This window comes from Metamycoplasma neophronis, from assembly GCF_006491995.1.
In the GTDB taxonomy this organism is placed as follows: Bacteria; Bacillota_I; Bacilli_A; order Mycoplasmatales; family Metamycoplasmataceae; genus Metamycoplasma; species Metamycoplasma neophronis.
Genome location: NZ_VHHP01000001.1, coordinates 1 through 15,001, shown reverse-complemented (window position 1 = coordinate 15,001; position 15,001 = coordinate 1). Strand labels below are relative to the sequence as shown.

The window sequence follows — 15,001 nt, the reverse complement described above, 5'->3', positions numbered from 1 at the left end:
TTAATCCTGTCCATTTAGTAACTTAATTACATATTCTTGCATTGCTTCATTAGCTTTTTTATATAGTTTACGCGGATTGAAATTCTTATTTTCCATAATGTTGTGACTATCTAAATAATCTTTTAAATTTATTGCATTAATAATTTGCAATTCAGTGTTTATATTGATTTTTGTAATACCTAAAGATATTGATTTTCTTATTTGAACATCGGAAATGCCGCTTCCGCCGTGTAATACTAATGGCATTTTTAGTGTTTCATTAAGTTCGGCTAATAAATCAAAATTAAGTCCGCCTCAGTTTTGAGGATATTGACCATGTACATTGCCTATTCCTACTGCCAGCATATCGATGCCGGCATTTTTCATTTCTAGTGCTTCATTAAGTTTAGTTGCCTCGCCGAAATTATATTCCCCTTTTGAATTAGAGCCAATGCGTCCCACTTCGGCTTCAACACAACAATCATTTAATTTGGCTAATTCACAAATTCTTTTAGTATTTGCCAAATTAGTTTTGAAATCTTCTAAACTTCCATCATACATTACAGATTTAAAACCAACTTTAATGGCTTGGATACAATCTTCATAGCTACCGTGGTCTAAATGTAATATAACTAAATTAGCAGCATCGAGATCTTCGATTAGGCCGCAATAAAGATTAAAAACCGTTTTAAAACCGCCGCAATATTTGATTGCCGCAGGCGATGCGCCCAAAATGACTGGTTTATTAGTAACCTTGGCCGCCATAATGATTGCCTTGGCTCATTCTAAATTGTTTAAGTTAACATGATAGATAACTTTTTTATTTTTATAAGCTTGTTTAATTAAGCTTTTTCCATTTATTAATTTTATTTCCATATTTCTTCATTTAAATTTTACTATTTTTAAATAAAAAAACTAATCAGATTGAAACTGATTAGTTGTGAAAGTCAGGACGAATGGTAGTTCAGGTGCCATCTTCATTGTGGAAAAATCTTCCGTCGATTGTTAGTAAACGATATAGTTCACCACGTTTGTTTTCTAAAAGTTTTTCATCACTAATTTCTGGTGAGGTTTCAGCTCTTCATCTTGGGAATAGTTCTGCTTCAACGCCTTCAAATAATGATTTAAAATCTAATTTTGTGTGGTTTTCTAGAACCTCTTTAGCTACATCAACAAGTGTTTTATATTGCATATCAAACTCCTTTATTTAATTATTACATAATTAGCAAAAAATAATTTTATATGTAATAACAATTACATTTTTTGGGTTTATTTTTAATTAAATACTAATCACTGCCCAAAAAAAATAAAAGATAGTATAATTTTAATTGTATAAATACCTAAGAATATTGTGGTTAGAGTAAAAAAATACTATTTTTAAAGATATTATATCACAAAAACTAATTAGTAATTTTTAGGGTTATACATTAATAATAACATCTATGTTTGAAAGGAATAAAAATGTCTGTATTTGACAGTAAATTTAACGGAATTCACGTTTACTCAGAAATCGGTGAATTAGAAACAGTTTTAGTTCACGAACCTGGACGTGAAATTGATTACATTACACCAGCCCGGCTAGACGAATTATTATTCTCAGCTATCCTAGAAAGCCATGACGCTAGAAAAGAACACAAAGAATTCGTTGCTGAATTAAAGAAAAACAACGTTAACGTTGTTGAATTAACTGATTTAGTTACCGAAACATACGAATTAGCTTCAGAAGAAGCAAAAGCTAAATTAATCGAAGACTTTTTAGCAGATTCAGATCCTGTTTTATCAACAGAAGAAGCTGAAGCAGTAAGAAAATTCTTAACTTCAAGAAAATCAACAAGAGAAATGGTTGAATTCATGATGTCAGGTATCACTAAATATGATTTAAACCTAATGTCAGCAGAACGTGAATTAATCGTTGACCCAATGCCTAACCTATACTTCACACGTGACCCATTTGCATCAGTTGGTAATGGTGTTACAATCCACTACATGAAATATAAAGTTAGACAACGTGAAACATTATTTGCAAAATTCATCTTCTCAAATCACCCTAAATTAGTTAACACTCCAAGATACTACGACCCATCAATGAAATTACCAATCGAAGGTGGAGACGTATTCATCTACAACAATGACACTCTAGTTGTTGGATGTTCAGAAAGAACAGAATTAGAAACTATTACTTTATTAGCTAAAAACATTAAAGCAAACAAAGAATGTGAATTTAAACGTATCGTTGCAATTAACGTTCCAAAATGAACAAACTTAATGCACTTAGATACATGACTAACAATGTTAGACAAAGATAAATTCTTATATTCACCAATTGCTAACGATGTATTCAAATTCTGAGACTATGATTTAGTAAATGGCGGAGAAAACCCACAACCTGTTGAAAACGGTTTACCATTAGAAGACTTATTAGCTTCAATTATTAACAAAAAACCTACTTTAATTCCTATTGCAGGCGAAGGTGCAACTCACATCGATGTTGAAAGAGAAACTCACTTCGATGGTACAAACTACCTAGCTCTAAGACCAGCTTTAGTAATCGGTTACTCACGTAACGAAAAAACAAACGCTGCTTTAGAAAAAGCTGGAATTACCGTATTACCATTCCACGGTAACCAACTATCATTAGGTATGGGAAATGCACGTTGCATGTCAATGCCTCTATCACGTAAAGATGTTAAGTGATAATTAATTCGACAAATTATTAAATCTATATATAAATTAAAAACCCCGCGGGCATCAAAGCTCGTGGAGTTTTTAATTTATTTTAAGTAAATCAAGGTTCAAAGATTATGAAAGTTAGTATTAGATTGATTAATATTATCGCTCAAAGTGGAACTTTTTTACGAGCAGCTATGTAACTAAAAGTTATTCCGATCGGTACTCAGGCATACAAGACATATTGTCTTCATCCGCTGAAAAATTTTACTTTTTCATTACCATCTGCCGCAATAATGCCTGCATATTGTTTTGAACCATTGTTAAAAATAATATATGGGAACATTGTCGCTAATAGTAGTTGAATTCCTAAGGCTATAACAATGCCAGCTACGACAGGATTCATAATTAATAATAATTTTTTTATAACATTATTTTCGCCAAACTTATTGACTTTTTTCATAGCAAAGTACATCATAAGCATAGCTGGCGTTACGAAAATTAAATAAGTCAATAACATTGCTAAATAGCCTCATCATTGACCATTTGAAACTAAAAATCCGGTGATTAAGCCAAACTTAGTTGAAACAACACCAGGCGTTGCATTAGCAATAGCAAATACTTGGTTAATAGTATCATCTGAAATTGTGAAGTGAAAAATTTTTGCTAATAATTGTCACATTCATTGGAACACTGGCATGAATACTTGCCCGCCCCCAAAGATTGCTAACGAAACAAATATTAGTAGTGGAATTGATAAAAGTAAGGCAATGAACATAATTAATTACCTCCTTTTAAGTTATCATCATTATTTTGTGCACTGTTCAATGAAATATCAATACTTTTGACATCTTTTTCATATTTTTTATTTTTGTTCGGAATAAGTTTTTTAGCATTACGCTTTTGAATCTTAACAATAATGAAAAATATTACCATTACTAAGACCATGACAAATACAGGCATATTATAAGGCACGGGGACAAATAAACTAAATGCGAGGGTGATTAAAAATAAAAATATTCATAACCCAACATTCATTTTTTTATAACTTTTTTTCATGTAATTAATTCCAAAGTTGATTAAAAAACCAATAATGGAAATTAATACACCCAATGAAACAACATATAAATATTGTTTAGGAACATAAGTCATTGCTAAGAATAAGCCAAAAAATAAAAAACAGTGTGGCAAAATCCCGATTATTGTAATAATGAAACCTTTTCAAAATCCCAAGCATTTAATCGAAATATAACTAATTGCTTCAATAACGCTTGCTCCGGGCAACATATTTGTTACTACAACTACCCGGTCAAATTCTTCTTCCGTTAATCAATGATATTTATCAACTGCATCACGTTTAATAACCGGCATCAATGCATTGCCGCCACCAAAACCTACGAAACTGATAAACAAAATAAATCCCAAAACTCTTCAAAAGCTTGGGCGTTTTACTCCGGTGTCTAAGGTTTCTGATAATTTAGTTTTTTTCATTACGGATTTAATTATAAAAATATTTATATAAAATAAATAAAATTTATAAAAAAACGCAAAAATGCGTCTTTATTATTTAATAATTGTCTTTAATTCTTTGATAATTTTTATGATTTTTTTCGATATAAGATTTTTCAATATCATCATATTGAATATTCATAATTTGACCTAAACCTAAATATGCTCCGTAAGCCTTTTTAATATTTCTTTTACTTTTATTTTGAAAAAGCTTAGTGAAAATTTTATAAGTATAAGCTAATTGCAAGCTAAAATCATCGTATTTTTTAATTACTTTGATTTGTGGTTCTATGTGATGTTTATAAGCGATACTTGTTAAAAAATGGATTCCGTCAGCAAATTCTTCTAACATTGCTTGACGGTCAATTGTTTTGTCTTTCTTTCAATATTTAAAAGCTTTAACTTCATTTGCAAATTCACCTAATTCAACTAATAAAGCTATCACGATTTTTGTATTAAAGTGTTGCTCGTTTTTATCACGACTTTCTCTAAATGCTTTGTCAAGATCTATTTGTGCATTGAAAATAAATTCTAAATTCATAAATATGATTATAGAACTAAATAATTAAAATAATCAATTTTACTAAAAAAACTTATATAATATTATTGCAATTGCTCCAGTGGCGAAATGGTAGACGCAGTTGACTCAAAATCAACCGACGCAGGTCATGCTGGTTCAAGTCCAGTCTGGAGTACCATATATTTTTTACCACAAGACGGCACTTATTGGCCGTCTTTTGTTATTGTAATTTAATAAATTTAGAATAAAAAAATACTTAAAACAAGATATTTTTCTATCTTATTTTAAGCAAAAAAATATAAACTTTAAGCACTAAAAAGCTTGATTTTTACTATAAACAAAATTTATTATATATAATATAATCGTAAATAAGGAGACACATGGATAATAGAAAAAATGAATTAAAAAAATTAAAAAACTATGAAATCCATTCAATATGATATTGAATATTAATTTTATTAGTTATATTTGCAGCATGGTCACTTATTATTTATATTAGTGTTGTTTTTAAGAACCGTTATGAAGATACTTTACAGGTTTCAAATGATATTATCGTAAGCATAATTGTCGGGCTAATTTCGGGTTTATTATTAGTTTTGGCTTCTTTTATATTTTTAGATTTATTCAAACGTTATACTATTAAAGACTTTTTTGAATATTATGCTTATTTGAATTCGCTTCATGATAAGTCAAAATTCAGTTTTTTTAAAGACCCACGGGTAATCGAATTTTATAGCATAAAAAAGCCAATCACTAAAAGTAAATTTATTGATGTTATTGCCGGCATTTTAAATTATTCAAAAATGTCAATTGAATATGGTAATTTGATCAATGAAGTTAACTCAGATTTTGCTAAACATGGATTTTTAGATCCTAACTATAAAAAACAAAAACAAGTTGGTATAACTAGAACGATTGTTTTAAATTTAGTAATTCCAATAATTATAATTGCAATATTAGTCGCTTTTGCAATTAAATATTTCGATTTAAATGAATCATTAAGAGAAATCACTCGTTTATTAATTATCTTAGCGGCAACCATTTTTAGTTTGAGCATTTCAATATTTATTTATGAAATTCATATTTTGAGCAAAGTAAAAAATATTGAAACATTTAATAACTTCAATTTGTTATCGTTTAATATTTATGCTTTTAGATATTTGAATTCATCTTCTGTAAAAAGATAAAAGCCTATTACTGGTGGATAAAAAAATTAACATTTGTTGTTAATTTTTTATTTAATAAAAGGTTTTATATTTTTATAACTTTTACGATGTTCTAGGCAAATCCCATGCTGAGCAATGGCTTCAGCATGTTTTTTTGTAAAATAACCTTTATTATTTTCGAAATCATATTGAGGATATTGTTTTGCTAACTCAATCATGTATCTATCACGTGATACTTTGGCCAATATTGAAGCGGCGGCGACATTAAGGCTCTTTTCATCGCCTTTAATCAAATTTATTTGAGTTATATTGATATCAATCTTTTCAAAATCCGTTATAACTAAATCTGGCTTTATGCTCAATGCTTCAATTGCCATTTTCATGCCTAATCTTGATGCTTGTTTCGGATTAAGCGCATCGACTTCATTAGCGGATATTTTTATAATTGAATATGATATTGCGTTGTTAATAATTTCATCAAATAGTTTTTCTCTTGTTTTTTCACTTAATTTTTTAGAATCATTAATTTTTTCATTTTGATAGTCTATAGGCATTATACAAGCCGCAATATATAGTGGACCGGCAGATGGTCCGCGGCCAGCTTCATCACAACCTGCGATAAGCAGATTTTTATAATTTTGTATATTTTTTTCATAATCTAACATGTATAAATTATATTCATTATGTTATTTAAATAAAAAAATAAATAATGTATATATTAAGTAATTAGATGTATAATATTGTGTTATTTATTTAATTTATTAAATATATTTTTTTAAGGTTTAGTTTTTTTTATAAATATTTGCTTAAATATATTAAAATATGTATTGTGAAAACACAGAATATTTTAAAAGAATTTCACAATAGACGCAATGCCAAACGCCCATAGGCGCGTTTTGGTGTTGCGTTTTTCTAAATTATTTTTAATTATTAGAAAGGAATAAATTAATTTATGAAAAAAATTAACAAAGTTCTTCTAGGACTTGCACCTATTGCTTCCGCAATTGCGATCGCACCTATTGCGGCTTCATGTGGTGGTGGAGGAACTGCAAGATTTGACCAAGATTTAGACAATAAAATTGTATTAGCAACAGGTTTTGCTAAAGATGGCCAACAAGCAGTAGCTTTACAAAGCATCGTTGATTACTATAATGAACATGTCAATAAAGACGCTGGTTGAAAAGTTACAGTTAATTATCTTGCAAACGGTTATAACACCGACTCTTTATCTGCAAAATTAAATGCTAAAGATAATCAAACATTTTGAAATGTTTTAATTAACTATCCAGCTGCAGCTTCAATAATTGCTTCATATGATATGAATTTAGCTATTCCAAACGATATGTATGAATCATTTGGATTTGCACCTGCATTCAAAAATGTTAACTCAACTATCGCTGGTGCAAAAAATGGCGAAAAATTAGTTGCTCCTATGTCACGTTCAACAGAAATGATTACTGTTTCAAAAATTTTATTAGGTAAATTATTAGATGAACTACACACATTAGCAGAAGTTCCATTTGGTTCAAATGTTACTTTAATTAATAAATATATTGACTATTCTAAGTCACAAGTAGAAGAAAGAGCTTTCGTGGATTCTGTTTGAACAGAACAATCTAGAGCAGAAATTAATGAAGAATTAAAAGCTAAAATAAAAGAATTGGTTCCTGCTATTGATGACAGCATTTTCAATTCATACGAATCATTAATTAAGATGGCGATAGCAATTAAGAAAATTTACGCTAATAACCCTAATTTATATGTTTTAGGTATGGACTCAGTTCCAAACGCAATTAACACAATGGTCGGCGCCGCAGATGCTGGAAACGCTTCTAAGGGATATGTTACACCTGATGCTGAAAATGCTGCTGATGGTGGATGAGACTACACTACATTTATTGAAAATCCAAAAAGTACTCAACGTGCTGTATTTAAAGCAGCAGCAGATATTATTATCGAAGGTATTAAGAATAAAGCACTATGAATTGGTGGTAATGGTTCTTATGGTTCAGGAAATTTAATTAGCTATAAATTAGCTATGTCGATGGGATCGACTGCGGGATGAGACAAAACTTTCGTTTCTTCTTCAAAAGCAATTAACAATTACTATATCAAAGGAACTTCGGATTCAGTAGATATTGCTGACACAGTTCTTACAACTGACCCAGTTGCAAAAAGTGTTAAAGAAAACGATAAAGCATATGTTGCATTCCAAGTTAAATCGGGTAAATATGTTAACCAAGTTTATAAATCAACTGTTCCTGACTTTAGCAAAGTATCATCTGCAAAACACCAATATAAATTATCTGCCGCTCTTACTTCAGAAGATATGTCTGCATATGCAGGATGATATTTCGTTCCAGCAAAAAGCATTTTTACAGTAAAAAATGGAAAATTGGAAGTTTCTTACAAAAATAACACAAACGCAGACCAAACTCTTGAAATTCCAGCAGGTAAGTTTGTTGAATTACCTAATGTAACCAAGGGAACAACACAAGCTGAAAATTACTTCCTAATTAGCCCTGAATTTGTTGAAGTTAAGCAACAAACTCAAACATCTGTTGTTAATGAAGCTGATGCTGACTGAATTGGTTCGCCATTTAGTAAAGAACAAAACAGCCCACATAAAGCAGTTTTCGTACAAGGTCCATCAATGATTGGTATTCACTCAAATAAACAAGAGGATGAAAAAACATTGAGTTTTATGGATTGATTCTTTAAAGGCACCATTCCAACATTAACAATTACATATAGACCTAAGGGACAACCAGAAAAAGTCTTTACAAAAGAAAATGTTAAACCTATTGATATGTTTAACTATGTTGGAGGTTATGTATCACCAACTAACTCATTCTTCCAAAGCAACCCTGAACAATTTGGTTTAAATACAGCAAATACTTTGGCATTTAATCAATTTAATTTAATTAATAGTCAAAACCACGATGGAGTTTATGTTCCAGCCGAAGACGTTGCTTCTGTTAAATCAAATCCATTGAGAGATTCAATTACTTCTGCAGCACTAGGTCTATTCAGTAAAGCAGCATCAAGCCCAGGCGAAGTTACTTTCGAATCATTTATCACCAATATTTCAAACGGATTTAATATTTAGTATTTTTTAATAAATAATAGATTAATGAAAATTAATAAATTATTCTTAACAATTGGTATTGCAGCAACAACAATTTCGCCCATTGTTGTTGCTTCATCTTGTAATCTTACAATAAAGCGTGAAAAGGCAATAGTAAGGATACAAAACAATAAATATATTAGTTCAAAATATAAAGAAGAACTAATTAAAAAAACAGATTTAGCAAAATCTTATCCAGAAATCAAAAAAAATATTAATGTCTTAAATTCGATCGTACCTTTTAATTATCCAAATTGACCAAAAAGTTATGAATTAGACAAGGTCGGAACTATATTCGATAACATAATTCAAATTTCGGATTCTGACGAAAAAAAATATAATGTTACTTTATGGGAATACTTCCATGCTGTTGAAGCTGAAGTTACTCATTTAGCCGACGGTGATACAATTACAGTACGAGTAATAAAACAACCCGTTAAATTACCTACTGAAGCCCAAGCAGTTGTAGTACCGGAAACAATGTCAATTAGAATTGCAAATATTGACACATTAGAAGAAAACACTAATAATGTAAGTGAAAGGGAAAGCTCATTGGCTAAAATGGATCATGCTTTCGCTGACTCATTAGTGTTGGGACAAAGAGTTAAACTTATATCTTCTAATTGAACGACAAAAAGTTACAATAGATTTGTTGCTAATGTATTTTTTGGCGAAAATTACTCTAAAAATTTTGGTATTGAAATGCTTGCTAATGGTTACACTTTGGCAAGATTAAATACCATAGACTTTAATTCGTTTAAGTATGGCTATCAAAATAAAACTTTATTAGAAAATCCAAACATTTCATCATTTTTAATGCCTTATTTAGCTTATGCAATTAATTCTGCAGCATATGAGAAAAAAGGTTTTTATGGAGCGAACGTCGGTATTAATTCGCCTGCTCAGTTCAGTTTGGAATATGAAGAACACGACAAAAATATGATAGACCACTCAAGTATGATTTTACGCCCAGAATTTTTAATAAAACCAGGATTGGCCACTTATAAAAATAACATTTATAAATTTTTTGAAAAACTAGAAAAAAATAATTAATTACCTTTATTAATCTAAAAAATAAGGAATAACTATGAAAAAAAACAAAACCCAAAAGCAATTAACACAAGAAGATATTCATAGTTTCTCTAAACAACGCTACGAGATGAAAAAAACAATTCCTGCGATTGAAATTAGAAATCTAGTCATAGATTTCGGTGAATCGCTAGCAGTTGACAATGCCTCGTTCGTTATTGAAAAAGGAGAGTTAGTTACACTATTGGGACCATCTGGTTCAGGTAAAACAACAACCCTTAACGCTATTTCAGGATTATTACGTCCTACAAGCGGTAAAATCTTTTTTTCCGGAATAGACGTTACAAAATTTTCTCCGCAACAAAGAGAACTTGGACTTGTTTTCCAAAACTATGCATTGTATCCACATATGACAGTTTATGAAAACATTGCTTTTCCTTTATCAAACGATAAACATTGAAAAGCTGAAACTATTGAAAAAACAAGATCAGCTCAACATGAAATTTTTAAATTAGTTCTAAAACATTTTAATATTACAAAAGATGAATTAAAAAACTTAGAACTTAAATATTACTATTCAATTGATAATCCAAAAGAAACAGATAAATATTTATCTGAATTAAAATCTGAATACAATGATATTATCGATGATGAAGTAAATAGATTAAACTTTTTAGAAACTAAAAAAGTTGCTGAAGCAACTAATTTAACTAAAAAAGTTTTAAAACAATTAAAAGAATTAAAAATTCAATATCAAGCCGATTTATTAGAAGCAAAACAATTTGCTAAAAAATCAATTACTGATGTTCAAGAAAAATATGAAAAATTAAGTCTAAATAGTTCTTTAACTGGTGAACAAAGTGCAAATATGTCTTCTGAAATTAATGCTATTAATGCACAGTTAAAAAATAAAAAGAATGAACTTACAACATCATATAAAAATAAAACATCTGAATTGAAAAAAGAATATGAAAAAATTTATGCTTCAACTAAGGCAAGAAATAAAGAAGACATTAAACAAGCTAAGAAAGCATTAGCAGAAAAAAGAGCTATTCAAGCTCATTCTGAATTAAAATTAAAAATTAAAGAAGTTCAAAAAAGATACAAATTAGTAAGCAAAGAAACTTCAGAAGATTATGCTTCTGCAGTTCAATCTGCTTTTAAAAATATTTTTGAATCGCATAATTTAAAAGATCATAATTTTAATAAAAACTTGAATCTTTTGATTAAGATGTTGCCAAATGATTTACAAGATCAAATCGAAGTATTATCAAAAGATGTTTTAACAATTGACGAGGCTACAGTTAAAGATGTTTTGGAAGTTTCACAAAGAGTTGAAATTACTAAAAACTTAGCTAAAAGACCTACACAATTATCAGGTGGACAACAACAACGGGTAGCAATTGCTCGTGCTATTGTTAAGAAACCAAAAATCTTATTATTAGATGAACCTTTATCTAACCTTGATGCTAAATTACGTATTTCAACTAGAAAGTGAATACGTTCAATTCAACAAGAGTTAGGTATTACTACAGTTTTTGTTACTCACGATCAAGAAGAAGCTATGTCAATTAGCGATAAAATTGTTTGTATGTCAACCGCGCGTGTTCAACAAATCGGTAGTCCTATGGAATTGTATTTAAGACCAAAAAATGAATTTGTTGCAAAGTTTCTTGGTATGCCAGAAATGACTATCTTTGAAACTGACACCAAAGATGGGTATGTAATGTATAATGGCAAAAAAGTTATTAAATTGCCTGAATCATACAATAAACCAAAAGTCGATTTAGGATTTAGAGGGGAATCACTAATCGAAAGTGAAGACGGCATTTTTGCTGGTTCTATTAAAGTTGTTGAATATTTAGGAAAAGAAATTCAAGCACAAATATTCATTCCCGAAATCAATAAAATAGCAAACGTATTTTTAAGTAAAAAGTATCATTACGAAATTGGCGAAATTGTTAAATTAAACATTAAAAATGATGAATTATATCATTTATTTGATGTTGAAACAAAAGAACGTATTTAATTATGAAAACTTATTTTTGAAAAAAATATAGAATTAAAAATCCTGGATTAGCATTAAGTGTTTTAAATAATAAAACTAAGTTTTATAAACCACTTTTAATGATGCTACCATCTATAATTACAATTCTATTGTTTACACTAATTCCATTTTTATTAGTTTTAATTAAATCATTCCAAATGAAGATGGGATTTGCCCAAGGTGTTTATACCGTTGGTTTTGGTAACTATACTAGAATTTTTACTTCATCAGTATTTGGAGTAGCTTTAAGAAACTCATTAGTTTATGCTATTTTATCTATTCCAATTAGTTTAGGAATATCATTGTTAATTTCTTCAGCAATAGTGCAGTTAGTTAAAAAATGATCAAGAGGATTTTGACAAACAGTTTTCTTCTTACCTTATGTAACATCTGCTATTGCTGTATCTATGGCGTTTAGTGTTATGTTCGATCAAACAGACGGTTTGATCAATAAATTCCTTTTGAATTGAAAAATAATTGATACACCAATTCAATTCTTGAGTAATACAACACCAGGAAACTGAAACGCTTTTTGAATTATTTTAATTAGAGGTGTTTGAGGAAGTTTAGCCTTTCAAATCTTAATTTTAACCACCGCAATGCTATCGGTTAATCAAGATTTATATAAAGCAGCTTCTATTGACGGTGCGTCAACAAACAAACAATTCTATAGAATAACACTACCATCAATAACTAAGACAATTTCGTTCTTATTTACCATGGGATTAATTGGTGGTATTAAAACATTCCCATTAGCATTGTTTAATAATAGTGCTTCATCTGCAATGCAAAATCAAGGTGCTACCCTTATTCTATATATCTTTAACTATACTAGTCAAGGAAGATTTGATATTGCTGCTGCAGCGTCAGTCATCTTATTTGTAATCGGTCTAATCTTCTCTAAATCAGTAAGAAAGATCGCGTCATTAATATATATTGCTAGTGTTAAAACAGGAGAAAAAAATGTTATTAACAAAATTGAAAACAAGACATTGAAGAGAAAACCGGTATTTAAAATCTAAACAAGAATTAATGTCTAAACCATACAGCACCACAAGCGCTTGAGCAGCCGTTGGTAGCTGGGCCTTTAAAATAATTATTTTAGGATTCTTTGGTTTATTAATTTTATTCCCATTTTACTTCATGATTACACAATCATTAACTAGCATTCAATGACAAATAAAAAATGAGGTTTTACTATTTCCTAAATCATTCGAAGGGGGAAAAGTATTCAACTGACACAACTTTACTGAGGCTTTTGATGAAGGATATGCCCAAGCTATAATTTATACTGTTTCGCTTACAGTAGTATCTATTTTAGTTAGAATGTTCTTCTCAATCACCCTTGGATATGCTTTCGCATTAAATAACTGGAAAGGTAAAAGCGCATTTTTTGGATTTTTCATTTCGCTAATGATTATTCCAGAAATTGGACTTTTAACCGGACAATATACAATTGTAACCGCTCTAGGATGACAAACCCAAAACTGATTATTCATTACGATGGTTGTGCCATTTGCTGCTTCAATCTTCTTCGCATGAATGTATAGAAATGCTTTCGAAGCAATTCCAAACTCAGTTAAGGAATCTTCTATGTTAGACGGGGCAAACGGATTTGTATATTTCTTTAAGGTTGCAATGCCAATGGTTAAATCAACTACATGAACTGTAGCCGTTCTTACCGCATTTGCATCTTGAAACTCATATGTATGACCTTCTTTACTATTTAATGGAGTTAATACATTATGAAAACCTATTAACCTATGAGTATTCGAAACCGGTAAATCAAAAAATGCCGAGCTTCAAATGGTTTATAGATCAATTCGTATGGCCGGAACTATTCTAGCCATCTTACCTATGCTAATTATTTACTTCATACTAAGAAAAAGAATTATGAATGCCATTGCAAGAAATGGTAACGCAACCAAAGGATAGGATATGAATAACGATAATAAATTATTTATTCAATTGACTAAGTCAAAGAGAAAAAGTAAAGTTAAAAGAATTTTCTCTATTATTGGTATTATTCTTAGTACAGTAGTTGCATTAGCGATTGTTGCTGTAGCAATTTATGGTTTAATAGAAGGACCAATTGCTTTAGCTTCTAAAGGTATATAAAATTAATATTCTGTGTTTATTTATTTAATCAAATAAATTTAGGGTCCAAGTTATATGCTTGGGCCTTTTTGTTATTCTTTTAAAAGTAAATTGTATAATAATTTTATGTTAAGAAAATTATTTTCGTCATTGGCAGTTTTTGCATTTACAACCTTGCCAGTTGTAGCGATTTCTTGTCAAAGAAAAGTTTCGGCAGATGAGGTTATTTTTAAAATACGACAATTTCCAGACCGGGATATCAAGGTTTTTGAGACAATTGTTAAAAAATATAATGCGCAAAACCCGAATAAAAAAGTTAAATTAGTTTATGCAAAGAGCAGAGAAAATATTTTTCAAAATATTGCATTACAATTAGAGGCTAATGATGAAACAATTCCAAATTTAGTCTTATATTATCCAAGTTTAGCAAATCTTATCGCTAAATACGATCGCTCGCTTGATTTTTATGAAGAAACTAAAGAGGCTAATTTATATCCTAAAGTATTGCTTTCTAACAAACAACTTGGAATTCCAAAAACTAATAATTCTATTTATAATTTACCGATTGGCTTAAGTAACGATATTTTGATTATTAATAATTTATATTTAGGTTTTTATTTATTTAAATTAGAAGCCGCAATTAAAAAAAATAATTTACAAATAAATATTTTTGAAAATAAAGAAAAACACCAAATTTTTGATAATGCTATTAATGTTTATTTAAATCAACAAGAAGAAATTAAGCAAAAAATGGAATCAATGTGAAATGAAAAATACGAAATTAATATAGATTATGTCAAAACAAATAAGTTTATTTTTAAAGATAGCATTTTTAAATATAATGACGAACTATTAAATTT

At 29.4% G+C, this 15,001-nt stretch carries 15 protein-coding genes and 1 tRNA gene; 10 read left to right on the top strand and 6 right to left on the bottom strand.

What is annotated here, in order from left to right; genetic code table 4:
• Together FJR74_RS00080 and rpoE are read right to left on the bottom strand one after the other, a co-directional pair.
• On the bottom strand, positions 1-855 hold the full coding sequence (locus FJR74_RS00080; RefSeq protein WP_140914512.1) for a class II fructose-bisphosphate aldolase: 855 nt from the start codon (positions 853-855) through the stop codon (positions 1-3).
• 58 nt (positions 856-913) lie between these two features.
• The gene (rpoE, locus tag FJR74_RS06950) at positions 914-1,171 is read right to left on the bottom strand and encodes a DNA-directed RNA polymerase subunit delta (RefSeq protein WP_140914511.1); all 258 of its coding nucleotides are present in this window, start codon (positions 1,169-1,171) and stop codon (positions 914-916) included.
• Between the two features lie 269 nt (positions 1,172-1,440).
• Between rpoE and arcA the strand changes: the two genes are divergently transcribed.
• On the top strand, positions 1,441-2,676 hold the full coding sequence (gene arcA, locus FJR74_RS06945; protein WP_140914510.1) for an arginine deiminase: 1,236 nt from the start codon (positions 1,441-1,443) through the stop codon (positions 2,674-2,676).
• A gap of 79 nt (positions 2,677-2,755) precedes the next feature.
• On the opposite strand, the gene FJR74_RS06940 is transcribed toward arcA, so the two are convergent.
• The 3 genes from FJR74_RS06940 to FJR74_RS00055 form a co-directional block, all read right to left on the bottom strand.
• On the bottom strand, positions 2,756-3,424 hold the full coding sequence (locus FJR74_RS06940; protein WP_211333925.1) for a chromate transporter: 669 nt from the start codon (positions 3,422-3,424) through the stop codon (positions 2,756-2,758).
• Between the two features lie 2 nt (positions 3,425-3,426).
• Positions 3,427-4,137 (bottom strand): chromate transporter, encoded by a 711-nt coding sequence (locus FJR74_RS06935; RefSeq protein ID WP_140914508.1) that lies wholly within the window; start codon positions 4,135-4,137, stop codon positions 3,427-3,429.
• 76 nt (positions 4,138-4,213) lie between these two features.
• Entirely contained in the window at positions 4,214-4,696 is a 483-nt protein-coding gene (locus FJR74_RS00055) for a dUTP diphosphatase (RefSeq protein WP_140914507.1), read from the bottom strand.
• A gap of 73 nt (positions 4,697-4,769) precedes the next feature.
• Here FJR74_RS00055 and FJR74_RS00050 point away from each other — a divergent pair.
• Together FJR74_RS00050 and FJR74_RS00045 are read left to right on the top strand one after the other, a co-directional pair.
• A tRNA-Leu gene (locus tag FJR74_RS00050) sits at positions 4,770-4,853 on the top strand.
• Positions 4,854-5,055: 202 nt separating this feature from the next.
• The gene (locus FJR74_RS00045; protein ID WP_140914506.1) at positions 5,056-5,862 is read left to right on the top strand and encodes a hypothetical protein; all 807 of its coding nucleotides are present in this window, start codon (positions 5,056-5,058) and stop codon (positions 5,860-5,862) included.
• A 47-nt stretch (positions 5,863-5,909) separates the two neighbouring features.
• Here the strand turns inward: FJR74_RS00045 and rnhB are convergent, their stop codons facing one another.
• Positions 5,910-6,506: a ribonuclease HII gene (gene rnhB, locus FJR74_RS00040; protein ID WP_140914505.1), complete on the bottom strand. Its 597-nt coding sequence runs from the start codon at positions 6,504-6,506 to the stop codon at positions 5,910-5,912.
• Positions 6,507-6,793: 287 nt separating this feature from the next.
• Between rnhB and FJR74_RS06930 the strand changes: the two genes are divergently transcribed.
• The 7 genes from FJR74_RS06930 to FJR74_RS00005 all read left to right on the top strand — a co-directional run.
• Positions 6,794-8,950, top strand: coding sequence for a P68 family surface lipoprotein (locus FJR74_RS06930; RefSeq protein ID WP_140914504.1), 2,157 nt, complete (start codon positions 6,794-6,796; stop codon positions 8,948-8,950).
• A 24-nt stretch (positions 8,951-8,974) separates the two neighbouring features.
• A complete protein-coding gene (locus FJR74_RS06925) occupies positions 8,975-10,021 on the top strand; it encodes a thermonuclease family protein (protein ID WP_140914503.1) in 1,047 nt (348 codons plus the stop codon).
• Positions 10,022-10,055: 34 nt separating this feature from the next.
• On the top strand, positions 10,056-12,026 hold the full coding sequence (locus tag FJR74_RS06920) for an ATP-binding cassette domain-containing protein (RefSeq protein ID WP_140914502.1): 1,971 nt from the start codon (positions 10,056-10,058) through the stop codon (positions 12,024-12,026).
• Between the two features lie 2 nt (positions 12,027-12,028).
• A complete protein-coding gene (locus tag FJR74_RS06915; protein WP_140914501.1) occupies positions 12,029-13,066 on the top strand; it encodes a carbohydrate ABC transporter permease in 1,038 nt (345 codons plus the stop codon).
• The gene (locus tag FJR74_RS06910) at positions 13,008-13,979 is read left to right on the top strand and encodes a carbohydrate ABC transporter permease (RefSeq protein WP_140914500.1); all 972 of its coding nucleotides are present in this window, start codon (positions 13,008-13,010) and stop codon (positions 13,977-13,979) included. The genes FJR74_RS06915 and FJR74_RS06910 overlap by 59 nt, the downstream gene beginning before the upstream one ends.
• Positions 13,980-13,982: 3 nt before the next feature.
• Positions 13,983-14,162 carry a hypothetical protein gene (locus tag FJR74_RS00010; protein WP_140914499.1) on the top strand — a complete coding sequence of 60 codons (180 nt, stop codon included), beginning with the start codon at positions 13,983-13,985 and terminating at the stop codon, positions 14,160-14,162.
• Between the two features lie 105 nt (positions 14,163-14,267).
• The coding region (locus FJR74_RS00005) for a hypothetical protein (protein WP_140914498.1) at positions 14,268-15,001 on the top strand (734 nt) is incomplete at its 3' end.